At 55.4% G+C, this 17,271-nt stretch carries 14 protein-coding genes and 1 tRNA gene; 2 read left to right on the top strand and 13 right to left on the bottom strand.

Translation table 11 applies throughout. The annotated features are described in order from the left end of the window. Positions 1-5 precede the first annotated feature (5 nt). From QCD69_RS17410 to nnr, 11 genes are all read right to left on the bottom strand, one after another. Positions 6-1,211 carry a glycosyltransferase family 4 protein gene (locus QCD69_RS17410; RefSeq protein ID WP_301252892.1) on the bottom strand — a complete coding sequence of 402 codons (1,206 nt, stop codon included), beginning with the start codon at positions 1,209-1,211 and terminating at the stop codon, positions 6-8. Beyond that, the gene (locus QCD69_RS17405; protein ID WP_301252891.1) at positions 1,211-2,233 is read right to left on the bottom strand and encodes a glycosyltransferase family protein; all 1,023 of its coding nucleotides are present in this window, start codon (positions 2,231-2,233) and stop codon (positions 1,211-1,213) included. Before QCD69_RS17405 ends, QCD69_RS17410 begins: the two co-directional genes overlap by 1 nt. Before the next feature lie 467 nt (positions 2,234-2,700). Further along, the gene (gene hflC / locus QCD69_RS17400) at positions 2,701-3,705 is read right to left on the bottom strand and encodes a protease modulator HflC (RefSeq protein ID WP_253455887.1); all 1,005 of its coding nucleotides are present in this window, start codon (positions 3,703-3,705) and stop codon (positions 2,701-2,703) included. A 2-nt stretch (positions 3,706-3,707) separates the two neighbouring features. Beyond that, positions 3,708-4,940 carry an FtsH protease activity modulator HflK gene (gene hflK, locus QCD69_RS17395; protein WP_125290307.1) on the bottom strand — a complete coding sequence of 411 codons (1,233 nt, stop codon included), beginning with the start codon at positions 4,938-4,940 and terminating at the stop codon, positions 3,708-3,710. 62 nt (positions 4,941-5,002) lie between these two features. Further along, positions 5,003-6,283: a ribosome rescue GTPase HflX gene (hflX, locus tag QCD69_RS17390; protein ID WP_253455889.1), complete on the bottom strand. Its 1,281-nt coding sequence runs from the start codon at positions 6,281-6,283 to the stop codon at positions 5,003-5,005. Between the two features lie 178 nt (positions 6,284-6,461). Then, positions 6,462-6,773: an RNA chaperone Hfq gene (gene hfq / locus QCD69_RS17385; protein ID WP_246760812.1), complete on the bottom strand. Its 312-nt coding sequence runs from the start codon at positions 6,771-6,773 to the stop codon at positions 6,462-6,464. 100 nt (positions 6,774-6,873) lie between these two features. Further along, on the bottom strand, positions 6,874-7,824 hold the full coding sequence (gene miaA, locus QCD69_RS17380; protein ID WP_301252888.1) for a tRNA (adenosine(37)-N6)-dimethylallyltransferase MiaA: 951 nt from the start codon (positions 7,822-7,824) through the stop codon (positions 6,874-6,876). Continuing rightward, positions 7,817-9,760 carry a DNA mismatch repair endonuclease MutL gene (mutL, locus tag QCD69_RS17375; RefSeq protein ID WP_301252886.1) on the bottom strand — a complete coding sequence of 648 codons (1,944 nt, stop codon included), beginning with the start codon at positions 9,758-9,760 and terminating at the stop codon, positions 7,817-7,819. The genes miaA and mutL overlap by 8 nt, the downstream gene beginning before the upstream one ends. Before the next feature lie 13 nt (positions 9,761-9,773). Next, complete coding sequence (gene amiB / locus QCD69_RS17370; RefSeq protein ID WP_253455896.1) at positions 9,774-11,405, bottom strand: N-acetylmuramoyl-L-alanine amidase AmiB; 1,632 nt, start codon at positions 11,403-11,405, stop codon at positions 9,774-9,776. Beyond that, the gene (gene tsaE / locus QCD69_RS17365) at positions 11,402-11,869 is read right to left on the bottom strand and encodes a tRNA (adenosine(37)-N6)-threonylcarbamoyltransferase complex ATPase subunit type 1 TsaE (RefSeq protein WP_253455898.1); all 468 of its coding nucleotides are present in this window, start codon (positions 11,867-11,869) and stop codon (positions 11,402-11,404) included. The genes amiB and tsaE overlap by 4 nt, the downstream gene beginning before the upstream one ends. Beyond that, positions 11,866-13,389, bottom strand: a complete 1,524-nt coding sequence (gene nnr, locus QCD69_RS17360) for a bifunctional ADP-dependent NAD(P)H-hydrate dehydratase/NAD(P)H-hydrate epimerase (RefSeq protein ID WP_301252883.1) — start codon at positions 13,387-13,389, stop codon at positions 11,866-11,868. The genes tsaE and nnr overlap by 4 nt, the downstream gene beginning before the upstream one ends. Here nnr and queG point away from each other — a divergent pair. Then, a complete protein-coding gene (gene queG, locus QCD69_RS17355) occupies positions 13,388-14,527 on the top strand; it encodes a tRNA epoxyqueuosine(34) reductase QueG (protein WP_253455902.1) in 1,140 nt (379 codons plus the stop codon). The genes nnr and queG overlap by 2 nt on opposite strands. Positions 14,528-14,840: 313 nt before the next feature. Here queG and QCD69_RS17350 read toward each other — a convergent pair. Next, positions 14,841-14,916, bottom strand: a tRNA-Gly gene (locus QCD69_RS17350). 533 nt (positions 14,917-15,449) lie between these two features. Next, a complete protein-coding gene (locus QCD69_RS17345; protein ID WP_301252882.1) occupies positions 15,450-15,635 on the bottom strand; it encodes a hypothetical protein in 186 nt (61 codons plus the stop codon). 842 nt (positions 15,636-16,477) lie between these two features. Here QCD69_RS17345 and QCD69_RS17340 point away from each other — a divergent pair. Further along, the gene (locus QCD69_RS17340) at positions 16,478-16,942 is read left to right on the top strand and encodes a winged helix-turn-helix domain-containing protein (RefSeq protein WP_253455906.1); all 465 of its coding nucleotides are present in this window, start codon (positions 16,478-16,480) and stop codon (positions 16,940-16,942) included. Positions 16,943-17,271: the final 329 nt, after the last annotated feature.

Here is a 17,271-nt window from a genome sequence, read left to right as displayed (position 1 = left end):
AGAATTTATTTCTGCTGTGGAGTAAATATCTTTTGCATTTCCATGATGTTACGGTCGATGTCGTAGTCGCGAACAATCATCCTGCGCGCCTGCCTTGCCAGCTTTTCACGCATATCCTGCCCGCTCAGCAGCATCACTATCGCATCGGCCAGCCCGATGGCATCATCAGGGTCGACGCACAGCCCGGTTTGACCATCAATGACCAGCTCCGGGATCCCTGCCACGCGTGTGGAAATCACCGGTGTACCCAACGCCATCGCTTCAACCAAAATGGTTGGCAGACCGTCGCGATCGCCGTCCTCGCTAATGGTGCAGGGCGCAACCACCATGGCGCTCTCCTGCATCGCTGCCGCCACCTGCTGGCGCGGTAACAGACCGGTAAAAGTCACCTGTGCCTGTAGCTCGCAGGCCTCGACAGCCGCCTCAAGCGCCGCCCGTTCCGGGCCGTCGCCAATCAGCGTGCAGTGGAACGGAATGCCTCTGGCCTGCAGCTGCGTCAGGGCGGCAATCAGCGTCCGAAACCCTTTTTTAGGCACCAGCCGCCCCACCGCCAGAATAGCGGCCTGCCGCCTGAGCGGGGAAAGCCAGGGAAACTGGCGCAGATCCAGACCGTTATAAAGCCGGCTGACTTTCTGCCGATCGCCGCCGTAACGCTCGCATAGCCAGGCAAGATTGTAATCGGACACGGTTATCACATGGCTGGCGTCCTCTATTTTGCGGGCCAGCCGGATATCCGTGTCATAGCGGTAATAGATGTCTTTTGCATGGGCGGTAAAAGACCAGCTTATGTTGCTGAACTTTGCACCAAGCCGCGCCACGGTAGCGGCCTGGGTGGCAAAATGCGCATGCAGATGCCGCAGTGCGTGCTGTCTGACGGCCAGCGCGAGCGCTATGCCCTGCGCCAGCTCGTGCACCTCGTGATCCCGCTCCTCTGCCAGCCGGGTGGCAAAATCAGGCAGCACCTCCAGTGCCTCTTTTACCAGGCTCCAGAAAAGTTCGGTGTTACGCTGCTTATTCGCCAGGCGAATAACCGGCGCTTTCACCGTGCCGATATCGGGCTGAAAATGCGTTTCCATCACCGGCCCGAGCGCAAAAATCGTCAGGCTGAGGCCCGTACGCTCATGCGCCAGGATTTCACTGACGACAAATGTTTCTGAGAAACGTGGGTAGCGTTTCAGCACGTAGCCCACGCGCAGCGGTTCAGACGCCATCAGACATACTCCCCGATACGCCTGCCGTTGAGTATTTGCCGGACGCTGACGGCTACCTTTTCCAGACCGTCAAAATTCAGCTTTTCACGCGGATTAACAAAATGGCGCGGCTGCTTCAGCCAGTCGCCCAGCCGTTCCTGGGTCAGATGAGCCGGATGCAGCGCGTCAATCAACCCCAGCGCGGCAAGTTTCGTCGCTCTGATCCACTGTTCCTGGCGGGGAGCGATGCGCGGCACAATCAGCGCCGTTTTATTAAAAGCCAGGATTTCCGTCAGGGTATTATATCCGCCCATCGCAATAACGCGGCTGGCGTAGCGCAGCAGTTTTAGCGGTTCCGCCACGAATTCCACCACGGTTTTTTCAGGAAACCCTACGGCCAGTTTTTTTAGCCGTAGCCGCTGCGGCTCGGGCATCATCGTTCCGGTCACTAATACGCCGTGCATCCCGTTGGGCAATACGGTGCTGACGAAGCTTTCCGCCAGGCGAAAGCCATCCTGCCCGCCGCCCACGACGCACAGCGCATAAGGCCGGGCGACAGGCGCAGCCTCATCATCACCAAAGCTTTGAATGCGGCGCGTCGCGTCCAGATAGCCGGTAAAAATCATCTTATTTTTGGTCGCGGCGTCAAAGTGATATTCGCGAGCCAAATCGTAAAGCGCCCTGTCGCCGTAAACCCAAATCGATGAATAAAATTTCCTGAGCGCCGCACTGTTTTCTTGCTTATGCCACTGTTTTTTCACCGCTTCGGGGTCGTCAATAATATCGCGCAGGCCTAATATCAGATGCGTTTTTTTAGCGGCCAGCAGCGGCAGACTGAGATCCAGCTCGCGCATGGCGCCGCGCGGCACGTTATCCACAATCATAATATCCGGTGAGAAAGCGTTGATAGCCGCGTAAATAATTTGCGAGCGAAGCCTGACCAGCGGCTGAACCTTTTTGCCCAACGCGCGGGGGCGATACTTTCCCTCTACGGTCTTCTGCCAGGAAGGCAGGATAAGGCTGTCTGCGCCGGGCGGCAGCATAAAGGCACCGGCTGCACGCACGCCTGAAATAAGCAATATCTCAGCATCAGGGCAGGCTGCTGTTATTGACTGACTGAGCAACATATTTCGGCGTATATGGCCGAATCCCATTGTATCATGTGAATAAAAGACACAGCGGGGATTTCTGGAAGGATCCATTTCCATTCATCCTGTTATTAACGCTATTTTAAGATGGCCGCCCGGTTATTTCACCCGTAAAACTCCCGGCTTATTTAAAAGCGGCAAACGCTTATCATGGTTAAATATTTGCAGCCATTAATCATTTAATAAAATAAGCGTAAAAAAAGGCTACACAAAGCGCGGCAGGCCGTCAACGGCAAGGGGGAAAAAGCGGAATAATCACATTTTTGCGAGAATATTAATTAATAATTAATTAACAAATGCATTACGCTTGCGGCGAGAAATAAAAAAGCCGGGGAGGATCCCCGGCCTGAGTGTGAAGATGCTTAGCGAGTCGCTTTGGAAGGCGACTGCATAAAGCGGAAGAAGTCGCTGTCCGGGCTCAGTACCATTACGTCCTGATTGCTGTTGAAGCTGCTGTCGTAGGCGCGCAGGCTGCGGATAAAGGCATAAAAATCCGGATCCTGACTGAAGGCGTCGGCAAAGAGTTTCGCCGCTTCGGCATCCCCTTCACCGCGCGTCATCAGCGCGGTACGCTGCGCTTCGGCCAGGGTGCGCGTGACCTCATAGTCAGCGCCCGCACGCAGTTTCTCTGCCTCTTCCTGACCCTGTGAACGCTGGCTACGAGCAACCGCTTCACGCTCGGCGCGCATACGATTGTAGATAGCGTCAGACACCTCGGTCGGCAGGTTGATCTGCTTGATACGCACGTCAACGACCTGAATGCCCAATGCCGCCATACTGTTCGGATTCACCGCTGGCTCTTTGCTGCTGGTTTCGCGCTCTACGCGCGCCGCAGCGGAAGCGATAGCATCATCGGCCGCTGGCGTGGCGATCTCGTCATCCTGGCCTGCGCTGCCGGTGTTCAGGGCGTCACGCACGTCGGTAGTCAACCGTCCACGCGAGTCGGTAACGATATCTTTAACGTCCAGACGACCAATCTCAGAACGCAGACGGTCGCTGAATTTACGTTTCAGCAGCACTTCCGCCTGCGAAACGTCGCCGCCGCCGGTAGCCAGATAGTAGCGGCTGAAATCGCTGATGCGCCATTTGATATAGGAATCTACGATCAGATCTTTCTTCTCTTTGGTGACGAAGCGATCGGCCTGGTTATCCATCGTCTGCAGGCGCGCGTCCAGCGACTTCACGGATTCCAGGAAAGGGATCTTGAAGTGCAGGCCCGGCGCATAGACCAGCGGTTTATTTTCATCGTCGCGCAGTACTTTGCCAAAGCGCATAACGATGCCGCGCTGGCCTTCCTGCACCACAAACAGCGATGCGTAAAGCACCACCAGCACCACAATTAATACCACGATTAATGGCTTACGCATCCTTAATCTCTCCCTTCGCGCTGGGTGTCGTTACGCTGAGCATTAACCCGACGCTGATCCATAATGCTGTCCGGGCTGAACGACGAGCCGTTGCTGGCGCGTTCATTGCTGCCCGAGGCTGCCGGCAGATGGAGCAGGCTGTTATTGTTCTGCCCCGCTGACGCTGGGGCGCTCTGGCCGCGCATCAGCTGATCCAGCGGCAGTACCATCAGGTTGTTGCCCTTATCGTTAACCAGCACCTTACGGGTGTGGCTCAGTACGCGCTCCATGGTTTCAATATAGAGACGCTCGCGGGTAATCTCCGGCGCGGCTTTATATTCCGGCAGCAGCTTGGCGAAGCGTGCCACTTCACCCTGCGCTTCCAGCACGGTACGCGTTTTATAAGCGCGTGCTTCTTCCAGAATACGCTGAGCCTGGCCGTTGGCGCGCGGCTGGACTTCGTTGGCGTAGGCTTCCGCTTCACGAACGTACTGCTCGCGGTTTTCACGCGCGGCAATGGCATCGTCAAAGGCGGCTTTCACCTCTTCCGGCGGACGAGCGGCCTGGAAGTTGACGTCCAGCAGCGTAATGCCCATATCGTAAGGACGGATCGTCTCTTCCAGCTCGCGCTGGGTATCGCTACGCACGACGGTACGACCTTCTGTCAAAATGCGATCCATCGTTGAGCGGCCGATTACGCCGCGCAGCGCGCTGTCCGTCGCCTGGCGCAGGCTGTCGTCCGCGCTGGTTACGGCAAAAAGATAGCGTTCCGGGTTGGTCACGCGGTACTGCACGTTCATTTCCACGCGCACCACGTTCTCGTCCGAAGTCAGCATCGTTCCTGATGCAGCCAGTTCGCGTACCGCCTCAACGTTGACGGCACGAACCTGATCAATAAAGGTCGGCTTCCAGTTCAGGCCCGGCTCTACCAGATGGCTGAACTTGCCAAAACGTGTTACCACGCCGCGCTCCGCCTCTTTAATGGTATAGAAACCGCTGCCTGCCCAAATCACTACCGCAGCAACGGCAACGATGCCGATCAGGCGACCGCCGCGTCCCGGCGCCTGCTGGCCGCCGTCGTTTTTACCACCGCCGAAACCGCCAAGCTTTTTGCTTAACTTGCGGAAAATATCATCCAAATCAGGAGGCCCTTTATCGCGCCCTCCTTTGTTTCCCCCGGGGTTGCCGCCTTGATTATTGCTGCTCCCCCACGGGTCGCGGTCCTGTCCGTTATTCCCGGGCTGATTCCACGCCATGTTTCTGCTCCATTTATTGTGTATGCGGTGTTATCCCAGAGCCGGGATACGCGAGTCGGGCGTCAAACAATGTAATCCACCAGCTCCGGTTCCTGTTTACACAGGCGGCGCCAGTCAACGATGGGCATGCGTATCTGTAACCCTACGCTGCCGTCATCTTCATTCCACTCTTTTTCTATCGCCTGCAGCTGATAAAAGCGGCTGCGCAGCCGCCCCGCTTCCGGCGGCAGGCGTAAATCGTATTGGGCTATTTCGCCTGCCAGCCGCTCGGTCAGCGCCTGAAACAGCAGCGGAATGCCTTCGCCCGTTTGCGCGGAAACCCAGACGCGAACCGGCAGGTTTTCATCATTGCGATCGATCCTGGGGATAAAATCTTCCAGCGCATCAATCTTATTCATCACCTGTAGCGTCGGAATGTCGTTTGCTTCGATCTCTTCCAGCACTTCTTCTACAGCTTCAATATTCTCATCCACGCGCAGATCGGCGGCGTCGATAACGTGCAGCAGCAGCGTGGCCTGCCGTGTTTCCTGCAGCGTCGCTTTAAAAGCGGCGACCAGATCGTGCGGCAGGTGACGGATAAAGCCAACGGTATCCGCCAGCACCACTTCGCCTACGTCCGCCACGTCCAGACGACGCAGCGTGGGATCCAGGGTCGCAAACAGTTGGTTGGCGACATAGACCTCGGCAGAAGTAATGCGGTTAAAAAGGGTGGATTTTCCGGCGTTGGTATAGCCGACCAGCGAGAGCGTAGGCACATCGGCCTTGTTGCGCGCCTGACGTCCCTGATCGCGCTGCTTCTCTACTTTCTCAAGCCGGGAAAGGATAAGCGTGATGCGGTTGCGCAACAGACGACGGTCGGTTTCCAGCTGTGTTTCACCCGGGCCGCGCAGGCCGATACCGCCTTTCTGGCGTTCCAGGTGGGTCCAGCCGCGTACCAGACGCGTGGCAAGATGGCGTAGCTGAGCCAGCTCGACCTGAAGTTTACCTTCGTGGGTACGCGCACGCTGCGCGAAGATATCCAGGATCAGGCCGGTGCGGTCGATTACGCGGCACTGGCACAACGCTTCAAGGTTGCGCTCCTGAGCCGGACTAAGGGCGTGATCGAAGAGCACGACAGAAGCGCCGCTGGCTTTAACCGCCTCGGCTATTTCTGTGGCTTTACCTTCACCAACAAAATATTTTGGATGTGGCGCCTTGCGGCTTCCGGTAATTACGCGTAGTGCTTCGACACCAGCGGAAGAGACAAGAGTTTCGAACTCCTGTAAATCTTCCATATCTCTGTCTTGGGAGAAATAGATGTGTACCAGTACGGCCTGCTCACCGGCATCATAACGGTCAAACAAACTTAAAACCTCTCAGAACCTTGTTGAACCTGCTTTACGATGGCCATACTGCCTGGGATCAGAGGCAAAATGCACATTTGCGCTAACTAGCGACGCCCGTTCGCCTTTTCCTGAGAAGAGGCGCGAGTCAGGGACATTGCCAGGACGGGCGAGCCGGCCCGTCCTGAAAGAAGAGCGATTACTCTGCGTCGTCACTTTCCTGCTGGGGCTGCGATGATGCTCCCTGATTACTGCCACCGTGATGATAGTTGCTGCTTCCGCCACCCGCGTTGTTGCTATGATGGGAGACCGGACGGGACGGAACAACGGTAGAAATGGCATGTTTATAAACCATCTGGCTAACCGTGTTTTTCAGTAAAATTACAAATTGGTCAAATGATTCAATCTGACCCTGCAGTTTAATACCATTCACCAAATAAATCGAAACCGGAACACGTTCGCGACGCAGTGCGTTCAAGAACGGATCTTGCAATGATTGCCCCTTAGCCATTCTATCTTTTCCTTATATGCTTGTTGTTTACTACTTAAGAGCTTGCGCTCTGAAATACTGCGTAAAAATTTGCGCACGATAACGCACCAATTGTACACAATCACCCAGCCTTCGCACTAAGAACCTGTAATACCTCTGCCAGCGCCGCCTCAGGTTGTTCGCTATCCAGCCACTGAACATCCTTCCAGCCGCGCAGCCAGGTTATCTGGCGCTTGGCTAATTGCCGTGTTGCGCAAATTCCCCGATAAACCATTTCATCGTAATCGATCTCGCCCTGCAAAAATGACCACATCTGGCGATAACCCACACAACGAATGGAAGGCATGTCCGTATGCAAATCACCTCGTGCAAAAAGTGCCCGAGCCTCCGCTTCAAATCCTGACGCTAACATTTGCTGAAAACGCAGCGCGATACGCTGATGGATGGTTTCCCGCTCACGAGGAGCGATGGCGAACTGCACCACCTCGTACGGCAACGCTTCACCTGCGGTTTTCGTCAGTTCTGTTAAAGTTTTACCTGAAATAAAAAAAACTTCCAGTGCTCGCGAGAGTCTCTGGGGATCATTCGGATGAATACGATTTCCAGCAATGGGATCTATTTCACATAACTGACGGTGAAGCGCTTCCCATCCCTCTTCACTCGCCCTTTGCTCTATACGCTGGCGTACTTCAGGATCGGCCGGGGGCAACGGCGATAATCCTTCCAGCAGCGCCTTGTAGTAGAGCATGGTACCACCAACAAGCAGCGGGATACGCCCGCTTCGGGTAATCTCTGCCATTTCCGCCAGCGCATCGCGGCGGAACTCCGCCGCCGAGTACGTTTCAGCGGGATCGCGAATATCCAGTAAACGATGGGGCGCCAGCCGCAGCTCCTCTGCCGAGGGCTTGGCGGTGCCGATATCCATACCGCGATAAATCAGGGCGGAATCGACGCTAATCAGCTCAACCGGCAGCTGCTGGCGCAAGGCTATCGCCAGCGCCGTCTTGCCGGAGGCCGTAGGCCCCATCAAAAATATAGCCTTAGGCCGGCCAGCCGTAGATAAGTCACTCATGCTTCAGGGCATTCATCGCCAATTCAGTATCAACATACTGTAGTAGTCCGGATGGCGGCGATTTAATCAGCTGCGGGCAAAGTCTTTCGACCTCTGCCAGCAGCGCAATCGCCTGCGAGTGATTCCAGTGCGGACGCTCGGTCACAGCGTGCCGCGCTAACCATTGCGCCACCTGCCTGACCGCAATCTCCGGCTGTTGAGCAAGGTAGCCTAACAGTTCTGGAATCAAGATTTGTAAATTTTGTTGGCGCAATGGTAAAGGTACGGCGCGCAGCGTGATGTGCTGCCCGTCCGCTTCCAGCTCTATGCCCATTTGCTGCAATAACGACGCTAAACGACTGGCAGCTTCGCGCTCCGGCTTCGCCATTTTTATCCTGACCGGGATCAGCAGCGGCTGCGGTTTTAACCCTTCTTCGCCAGGCTCCAGCTGCGCCTGCTTCAGCCAGCGCTCCGCCACCGGCAGCGAAATCAGAGCCAGGCGCTCGCGAGATTCCACCAGCGCAAAGTCGTTATGCAGCACGGTCAGCACGCGGCCAAAGCTTTCGCTGTGACCGCTGAGCGTTGGCTCGGGTTCAGGCTGCGCGCGTGCGCTTTTTGGCTCAACCGGACGCGACGACGCCTCGCGCGCGGCAGGCAATTCAGGCGTTTGCAGCAGCTGGCGATAGAGCGCGCCCTCTTTTTTCTGGTAGCCTGGCTCCTGATGTTGCCAGCCTGCCGCGGCTTTCCCGCCGCTGTTGCCTCCGCCGTTACTTCCGCCGTGGCCGCCAGCATTACCTTCACCATTACTTCCGCCGTTGCCGCCGCCATTACCTCCACCGTTACTGCCAGCGTTTCTGGCCGGTGCAGGCGCGGAAAAATGGTTGCCGCCCGCCGCCTGTCGGTTCTCTGGCTGCCAGCGCTCGGTCGGCGCTTGAGCCGTCACGCCCGGCAGCGTCTCCGCACCGGCTTCCTGCAGCACGCTGATCACGCCCTGATAGATAAAGTCATGCACCAGCCGCGACTGATGGAAACGCACTTCATGCTTGGCAGGATGCACGTTGACATCTACCTGATGCGGATCGATGGTCAGGTAAAGCACATAGGCAGGCTGATGGTCGCCCAGCTTATCCTGATAGGCCTGGCGGATAGCATGATTGATCAGGCGATCGCGCATCATGCGGCCGTTAACATAGCAATATTGCAGATCGGTAACGGCGCGAGCGCCGATCGGATCTGCGACCCAACCCTGTAGCACGAGATCGCCGTGCTGCCATTCGATAGCCAGCGCATGGCTGAGAAAAGCAGTTCCGCAGATTGCGCCCAGGCGGCGTTCACGCTGCTTGCTGTCGCTGACGGCGCGATACTGGCGGATAAGCTTGCCGTTATGGGTCAGCGAAAACGCCACGTCGAACCTTGCCAGCGCAATACGCCGGATCACCTCGTCGATATGGGTGAATTCGGTTTTCTCCGTGCGCATAAATTTCCGGCGGGCGGGCGTATTATAGAAGAGGTCCAGCACTTCAAGCGTGGTGCCGACCGGATGCGCCGCAGGCTTGATGGTCACGTCCATCTCTCGCCCTTCCGCGTAGGCCTGCCAGGCTTCCGCCTGTTCAGCCGTACGCGAGGTCAGCGTCAGGCGCGAAACGGAACTGATACTGGCCAGCGCTTCGCCCCGAAAGCCGAGGCTCATAATGGCTTCCAGCTCGTCAAGCGTGGTGATTTTACTGGTGGCGTGGCGGGCCAGCGCCATCGCCAGCTCGGCTTTGCTGATGCCGCAGCCGTTATCGCGGATGCGGATCAGTTTGGCGCCGCCTTTATCGATCTCGATATCTATTCTTGTCGCGCCAGCGTCCAGGCTGTTTTCGACCAGTTCTTTCACCACCGACGCCGGACGCTCTACCACTTCACCTGCGGCAATCTGGTTGGCAAGCTGTGGCGGCAGTACCTGAATCGGCATAAAAGATCCTTGTTTACGAGGTTGGAATAGTTAACGTCTGCCCCAGCATAACATTTTGCGATTTCATATTATTCGCCTGCTGTATCGCTTTCGGGCTGACGCCATAGTGTGCGGCAATGGCGGTCAGCGAGTCACCGCGCACCACTTTATGCCGCTGCGGCCGGCTGGCGCTCACGCTCTGCGCGCCGGAAGCCGGCACTTTCAGCCGCTGGCCGACCCAAACGACATCCTTCTTCAACGTATTCATCGAACGCAGCATCGCCATGCTGACGCCGTAGTGGTCGGCAATCCCGGAAAGCGTCTCGCCTCTTTTCACCACGTGGCGCGTTACCGCACCGGCATAGCGCGTGCTGACCGGGGCGGGATTAGGCTGAACATCAACCGCCGTTGCGGACTGCAACGGTCGGTTTTCCTCCTTTGGGATGGATTGCAGCGGGTGCGCCAGGAAGTAGTTGCGCAGGCCTTTATAAATCGACTCGGCAATCTTCTGCTGGTAAGCGCTACTGCCGAGCAGTCGCTCCTCCGAAGGGTTACTGATAAAGCCGGTTTCCACCAGCAGCGAAGGGATATCCGGCGAGCGTAATACCCCCAGGCTGGCGTGTTCCGGGCGTCGTTTGTGCAGCGAGCCAACGCGCTGCAGCTGGGCGATAACCTTAACCGCTACGTCATAGCCAACGCGCTGCGAGTGGCCGAACTGCAAATCGAGCACCGCCTGGCTGAGATAGGGATCGGCCTGGCTGTTAGCCAATAGATCGCCCGCGCCGCCCAACAGCTCCGACTGTTTCTCGTGCTGCTCCAGCCATCCCGCCATTTCGCTGTTGGCGCGGCGGTTAGAGAGTACCCAGACGGACGCGCCGGACGCGCTACGGTTCGGCGCGGCATCGGCATGGACAGACACCAGCAGATTAGCGTTCTGCTTGCGCGCCACGTCCGAGCGGCCCATCACGGAGATAAAATAGTCGCCGTCGCGGGTCATCACGCCTTTAAACATAGGATCGGCATTCAGCAACGCTTTTAATTTGCGCGCTATGGCGATAGTCACATTTTTCTCTTTCAGCCCGTTCGCGCCGATAGCACCCGGATCCTGGCCGCCGTGTCCGGCATCTATCGCCACGATAATAGCTTCGTCAACGGCACGCACCGTTCTGCCCGGCACCGCGACTTCGTTGCCGTTGCTGACCGCCGTAACGGCGTTGCCCTTAAACGGATTGTCTGCCGGAACGGGCCGCGAAACGCTGCTGACGGCGGCAGATCGCTGTGCCGGACGCGTGCCGTTGATGGTGAAAACCACGTTATAGGTGCTGCCGTTACGCTGGGTCACGGCGCGCGTTTTTCCCGGCTGCGTCAGCTCGAACACCAGCCGGATGCTCTGTTTATCCTTTGGCGTGCTGGCGCGAATACGCTTCACCATATTATCGCCGCTGAACGTCAACGGCAGGCCTTTGATCACGCCGCTCTGGCGAATATCCAGCACCACGCGTTCCGGATTGTGCAGCGGAAAGAAGCCATACACCGGTTGACCGCCGAAGCTCAGCGTGATCGAGGCCCTGTCGTTGCCGTTTGAAACCTGTATATCCGATAAATTAGCGGCCAGAGTGGAAAACGTACTCAGTAAAGCAGCCAGCAGCAGTCCCAGCTTGATCATTGTCCGTCTTTCTCCATGCGGGCCAGGATCGCCTCGCCCTCTGCCGAGCAGGCCTCAAGCTCTGCCTGACGGGCTTCGCCCTGATAACTGAGACGCAGTTCAATATCCGGCGGCGGAAGAAAGCCCGCGCCCTGCTGCGGCCATTCGACCAGGCAAAGGCTGTCGCCGCCGAAATAGTCGCGGATCCCCATGAATTCCAGCTCTTCAGGGTCGGCCAGCCGGTAGAGGTCGAAATGATAAATGCGACGATCCGGCAGAACGTAAGGCTCTACCAGCGTATAGGTCGGGCTTTTCACGTTGCCCTGGTGACCCAGCGCCTGTAAGAAACCGCGACTGAACGTGGTTTTCCCCGCGCCCAAATCGCCATACAAATAGAGTGTTGCCGCGCTGTGACAGGCGCGGGCCAGGCTGGCTCCCAGTGCGAGAGTGGCAGCCTCGTCGGACAATGCGATAGCGGTCTTCATTCTTTTCTGTTCAGGATCTCTGGGTTAACAAACAGGTACAGCTCGGAAAACAGATCGGTCGCCAGCATCCCGCGCGTGCCCAGACGTTGCGATACGGCTTCCGCCGCAGCGCCGTGGGCCACGCAGCCTGCGCAGGCCGCTTCATACAGCGAGAGCTTCTGGCCTGACAAACTGCCGATAATGCCGGAAAGCACGTCGCCCATGCCGCCGGTCGCCATACCGGCGTTACCGACATCGGCAATCGCCATCTCGCCCGCTTCACTGGCAATCAGCGTGCCGGCCCCTTTCAGGACCACCACGCCGCCGTAGCGTTTAGCCAGGCTGCGAGCGGCAAGTAAGCGGTCACTCTCTATTTCGCTGGTTTTTACATTAAGCAGACGGGCCGCTTCGCCCGGATGCGGCGTAATGACTCGATTTTGACGTTTATCGCCAGCGATTGCCAGCAGGTTAAGCGCGTCAGCATCCCAAAGCATCGGTTTAGACGATTTTTTTACTTTTTCCAGGGCATCTTTACCCCAGTCACGCTGCCCCAGCCCCGGGCCAATCACAATGACGTCGGCCCATTCCAGCGCCTCATCAAGCGCCCGATCGCTTAGCGTCTGTACCATTAGCTCGGGCCGCGCCGTTAACAGCGGTGAGACATTATCTTTGTGAGTAAGTACTCGCACTAAGCCTGCTCCGGCGCGCAACGCGGCTTCGCCCGTCATCCGGATGGCGCCAGCCGTTCCCTGATCGCCACCGATTATCACCAGCTTGCCATGGTCGCCCTTATGAGAAGTGGGCTTACGCGGCGGCAGCCAGCGCGTCAGCACGGAAGCATCGTAGCGCGCCATCGGTGCAGTTTGCCCTGCCAGCCAGGCATCCAGCCCAAGGGCATGGAAATGTAGCTGACCGACGCAATCCCGTGCTTTACCGGTCAGCAGACCCGGCTTAAGCGCGATAAACGTTAGCGTATGGGCGGCGTTAATAACCGCGCCGGGAGTGGTCCCGTTAGCAGCCACTAACCCGGAGGGTATATCTACGGCAAATACCGGCGCGCTGGCCGCATTCGCTTTCTCAATCAGCCGGGCGTATTGGTCGCCAGGGGCGCGGTTCAGCCCGGTGCCCAGTAGCGCATCGATAATAATATCGCTTTGTTCAGGCCAGGGCGTGTCCGCCGCATGGATTTCCCCGCCTGCCGCCAGCCACGCGTCGCGCGCCTGTGTCGCTTCTTCCGGCAGCGCCTTCGATCCTTCGCAGGCAATGACCGTCACCTCCTTCCCTGCCGATAGCGCCAGGCGAGCCGCAATAAAACCGTCGCCGCCGTTATTGCCATGGCCGCACAGGATCAGCCAGCGTTTCTTCTCCGGGTACAGGGCCTGAACGTGGCGGAATGTCGCTTCGCCCGCCCGCTGCATCAGCTCAAACAGCGTGATCCCCAATGCGTCCGCGCCCTCGCGCTCAAGTTGCGCAATCGCCTCTACAGGCCAGACAGAATAGGGTAAACTGGTCGGGTTATTTAGCTGGTTCAGGTTAGTCATGTCGCATCCTCTCGATCTTTCTCAATTCGCCCTGGAAATTAAACAGTGGGGGCTGGAACTCGGCTTTCAGCAGGTCGGTATCTGCGATACCGATCTTAGTCTGGAAGAGCCGCGCCTGCAGGCCTGGTTAGACAAGCAATATCATGGCGAAATGGACTGGATGGCGCGTCACGGTATGATGCGCGCCCGCCCTCATGAGCTACAGCCCGGCACGCTGCGGGTTATCAGCGTGCGCATGAATTATCTGCCCGCTAAGGCGGCGTTCGCCAGCACCCTAAAAAATCCGCAGCTTGGCTACGTTAGCCGCTATGCGCTGGGACGTGATTACCACAAAGTATTGCGCAATCGCCTGAAAAAGCTCGGCGATCGTATCCGTGAGCGCTGCGAAGAGGCTGAGTTTCGGCCTTTTGTCGACTCGGCCCCGGTGCTGGAAAGACCGCTGGCGGCCAAAGCGGGGCTGGGCTGGACGGGCAAACATTCTCTGATCCTGAACCGTGAAGCCGGCTCGTGGTTTTTTCTTGGCGAACTGCTGATCAACCTGCCTTTACCGGTCGATTCACCGCAGCAGGAGCAGTGCGGCCGCTGCGTCGCCTGCCTGACCACCTGCCCGACCGGCGCGATAGTCGAGCCTTACGTCGTGGATGCCAGGCGCTGTATCTCCTATCTGACCATTGAACTGGAAGGCACCATTCCGGAAGAGTTCCGGCCGCTTATCGGCAATCGCATTTACGGTTGTGACGACTGTCAGCTAATCTGCCCCTGGAATCGCTACGGTCAGCTAACGGATGAGGATGATTTCAGCCCGCGCGCCGTGCTTCATGCGCCGCCCTTAACCGACCTGTTTGCCTGGGACGAGGCGACCTTTTTACGCGTGACGGAAGGATCGGCGATCAGACGTATCGGTCATCTTCGCTGGTTGCGCAACGTCGCGGTAGCGCTGGGCAATGCGCCCTGGTCAGAGGAAAACGTGGCGGCCTTACAAAACCGTCAGGGAGAAAATCCGATGCTGGACGAGCATATTACCTGGGCGCTGACCCGTCAGCTGGCAAGGCGAGCGGAAAACGCGATTGAGGTGCAGAGCGGCCAGCAAAAGCGGCTGGTGCGCGTCATAGAAAAAGGATTGCCGCGCGACGCATAAATAACCACGTAGGCTGCCTGCGTCGTTAAGCCACTTTTCCACACGCTGTGCATAAAAATAAAAAGCCGTTGTCATTCAACTGCCACAGAAAGCGCAAGCGATCTCTATAACATTTTGAAATATTAGTTTTTCTTTATAAATCAAAAAGATAAAAAATGTGCGTAACGTCTTTTATTCCTGAATAGCAGGCAGGGGTAGATCGCAACCTGTGGATAACTCTGTTGAAGGTTATTCTGTACAGGCTGAAAAAAGCGAAACCCAGCCGCTAAAGGGCTGTGGATAACTCGATCAGAAATGATAATGATGAATGTTCTGGAGCGGGAAACGAGACTCGAACTCGCGACCCCGACCTTGGCAAGGTCGTGCTCTACCAACTGAGCTATTCCCGCAAAGAGATAATACTAAGAGTTAACCGCGTTAAAATTGTTAACTTGTTGATTTTAAAAGAATTGTTATTCTCTTATGGTCGAACGGGTGCGATTATGAACGTATCATTGAGCAAAAACAAGCTTTTTTCTGCTGTCTGCGGCTAATTGTTGCTGGCGATCGTCGCCTTGCTACGCATCTATGCGTAGGCTGACAGACAGGGTGATAAACGCTCCTCGAATGCAGAGTAAACCCTCGGGCTGCGCGTTTATACCTCATGGAGAGGCCCTTCCCCTTCTTACTATGTTGTTTCATCACTTCGGCTCGTTTCCCTTGTTGGCGTTCCCTGCCGGGCTGCTGCCTGCTCTTAAACCCTACCGGTCATCCTGAACAGGCGAACCGTTAGCTGATTTAACAAAGCCTGCTGTTTAGGGGCAGCCCTCGCCATTATCCTGACCTGCTCCACAGCTGGTCATTAGCACCTCTCATAGATAACCTTCGATAACCTGTTCTTATCCGTATTTCCAGCAGTGACGCCTCCATTAATTTTATTACTTTAAAACTCTTTATAAAAAATATTATCAGGAAGGGTTTGATGACAGTTATCCACTGAAATGCCTTTATAGCCCATGCCAGCAATTTCTCCTTCGTACTCTCTGCGTGTTACAGGAACCGCAGGCTGCCCATGCTGAGTACTGAGCGCAAGGCCGGCTGATGTTTCCCTTTTCCATTTTAACGGCAACAGGCATATCCTGAACGAAAGTAAGCCACCCCCCTAAAATTAATGTCAACATTCTCAGCACAAGCAGAGAGGTTATGAACCACTAACCGCAAAACCCATTAAAATGTTGCTTTATAGTTAAACACTCAAGGCTAATGTTCGCTCGATCATCACGTTATCACCTGAATAAAGTAAACCATCGGCTTGTGAGCAGTCTGAAACTTCTAAAAAAACAATTCATTACCTCGCTAACCATCCCGTTCTTCCTTAAAAAAATCATTAAATATTAGCCAATTATATCTGATTCCTTTTATTTTTCGCTTAGCCTGTTATTTTCTCCTGTCTTAATTAAGGGTCGTCCAACTATTACCTGCCCTCGGTTACATTTGTGGCCCCCTGCCTGCCTTTTTTATGTTCCCATACAAGCAGATACGCTGGATCTCACTTTTTCCAGCCTGACACCAGGCTATGTTAAAAGTTATTAATATCTTCATCATATATAATTTACCCGGCTATTTAATTTACGGCTAAAGTGATTCATCCGACCAGTAAAAAAAAGATTGAATACAGGGGAAGTTGGCCGCACACTTACTTATGACATTTCTTTGTTATTGCAAAGGATAAAAGCATTGACAAAGATACGCGTTCTGGCGTTTACGGTAAGAATTGATAATTAAAAGGTGTTAAAGCATCTCAGCGCCGTCGACTTTTTTTTTAAAAAATTACATTAATTAACAGTAAAACAGACGCGCGCGCCTGACGAGGCAAAAAAATTTCAGGCTCAGCCATGCGCCTGTGGCTGGTTATTAAAAACACATAACAATATCTTCAGGATATGCCACTTATTAAGGACGATAAGCACCATGGATAATAAAGATTCTATTGTTTATTGCATTAACAATCAGATCCATTTTGTTCCTCAGCAGAATAAGCTTATCTCGTGCAAAACGGGAAAAGAGCACGTCACTTACGTTACCGCTTCGCGCTGTTTGCATTTGCTGATTTGCCAAAGCGGGGAAATGGTCTCTCATCATTCCCTGTATGCGGCGGGCTGGGAAAATCATGGGAAAATTGTCACCCCGAATACGCTTTATCAGACTATTTCAAAATTAAGAAAGCAGCTACAGGATGCCGGACTGACGGAAAATATTATTCAGACTCACCCGCGTCGGGGATGGAGTATCAGCGACAAGGTTCCCATTGAGGAAAAAGCGATCGGTGCCATAGCGGATACGATGCTCCAGCAGCAAGGTCTGAAAGGGTTTTGTAGAAAAATTTTTAGCGCTTATCCAAAAAAAATGCTGACTTCCATTGCTCGTTTCCGCTAATCCGCTGTAGCGACGTCCTGTTACAAGCGGGTTCAGCATAACGCATCAGGCAGGGAAGGGTTCCGTGACGTAGCCAGTCCCTGTATTCGTTGTTATTACGCTGCGAGGAGGCGTAAAGAAAGGAAGTGCTGCGCCATCTGTTACTCAACAGAAACGGCCAGGCTGGGTCTCAAAAGCAGGTAAGTTTATAAGATTGTGAAATCAGAAACAGAGGGAAAATGGGATAACTACTGACATCAGGATAGGTTACAAAAAGCATTTTGGGAGGATAATACTGGAGCGGGAAACGAGACTCGAACTCGCGACCCCGACCTTGGCAAGGTCGTGCT

It is taken from the genome of Erwinia sp. PsM31, from assembly GCF_030433775.1.
GTDB lineage: Bacteria > Pseudomonadota > Gammaproteobacteria > Enterobacterales > Enterobacteriaceae > Erwinia > Erwinia aeris.
Note: the sequence above shows the minus strand (reverse complement) of the source record. Positions and strands in the feature narration are given on the sequence as shown.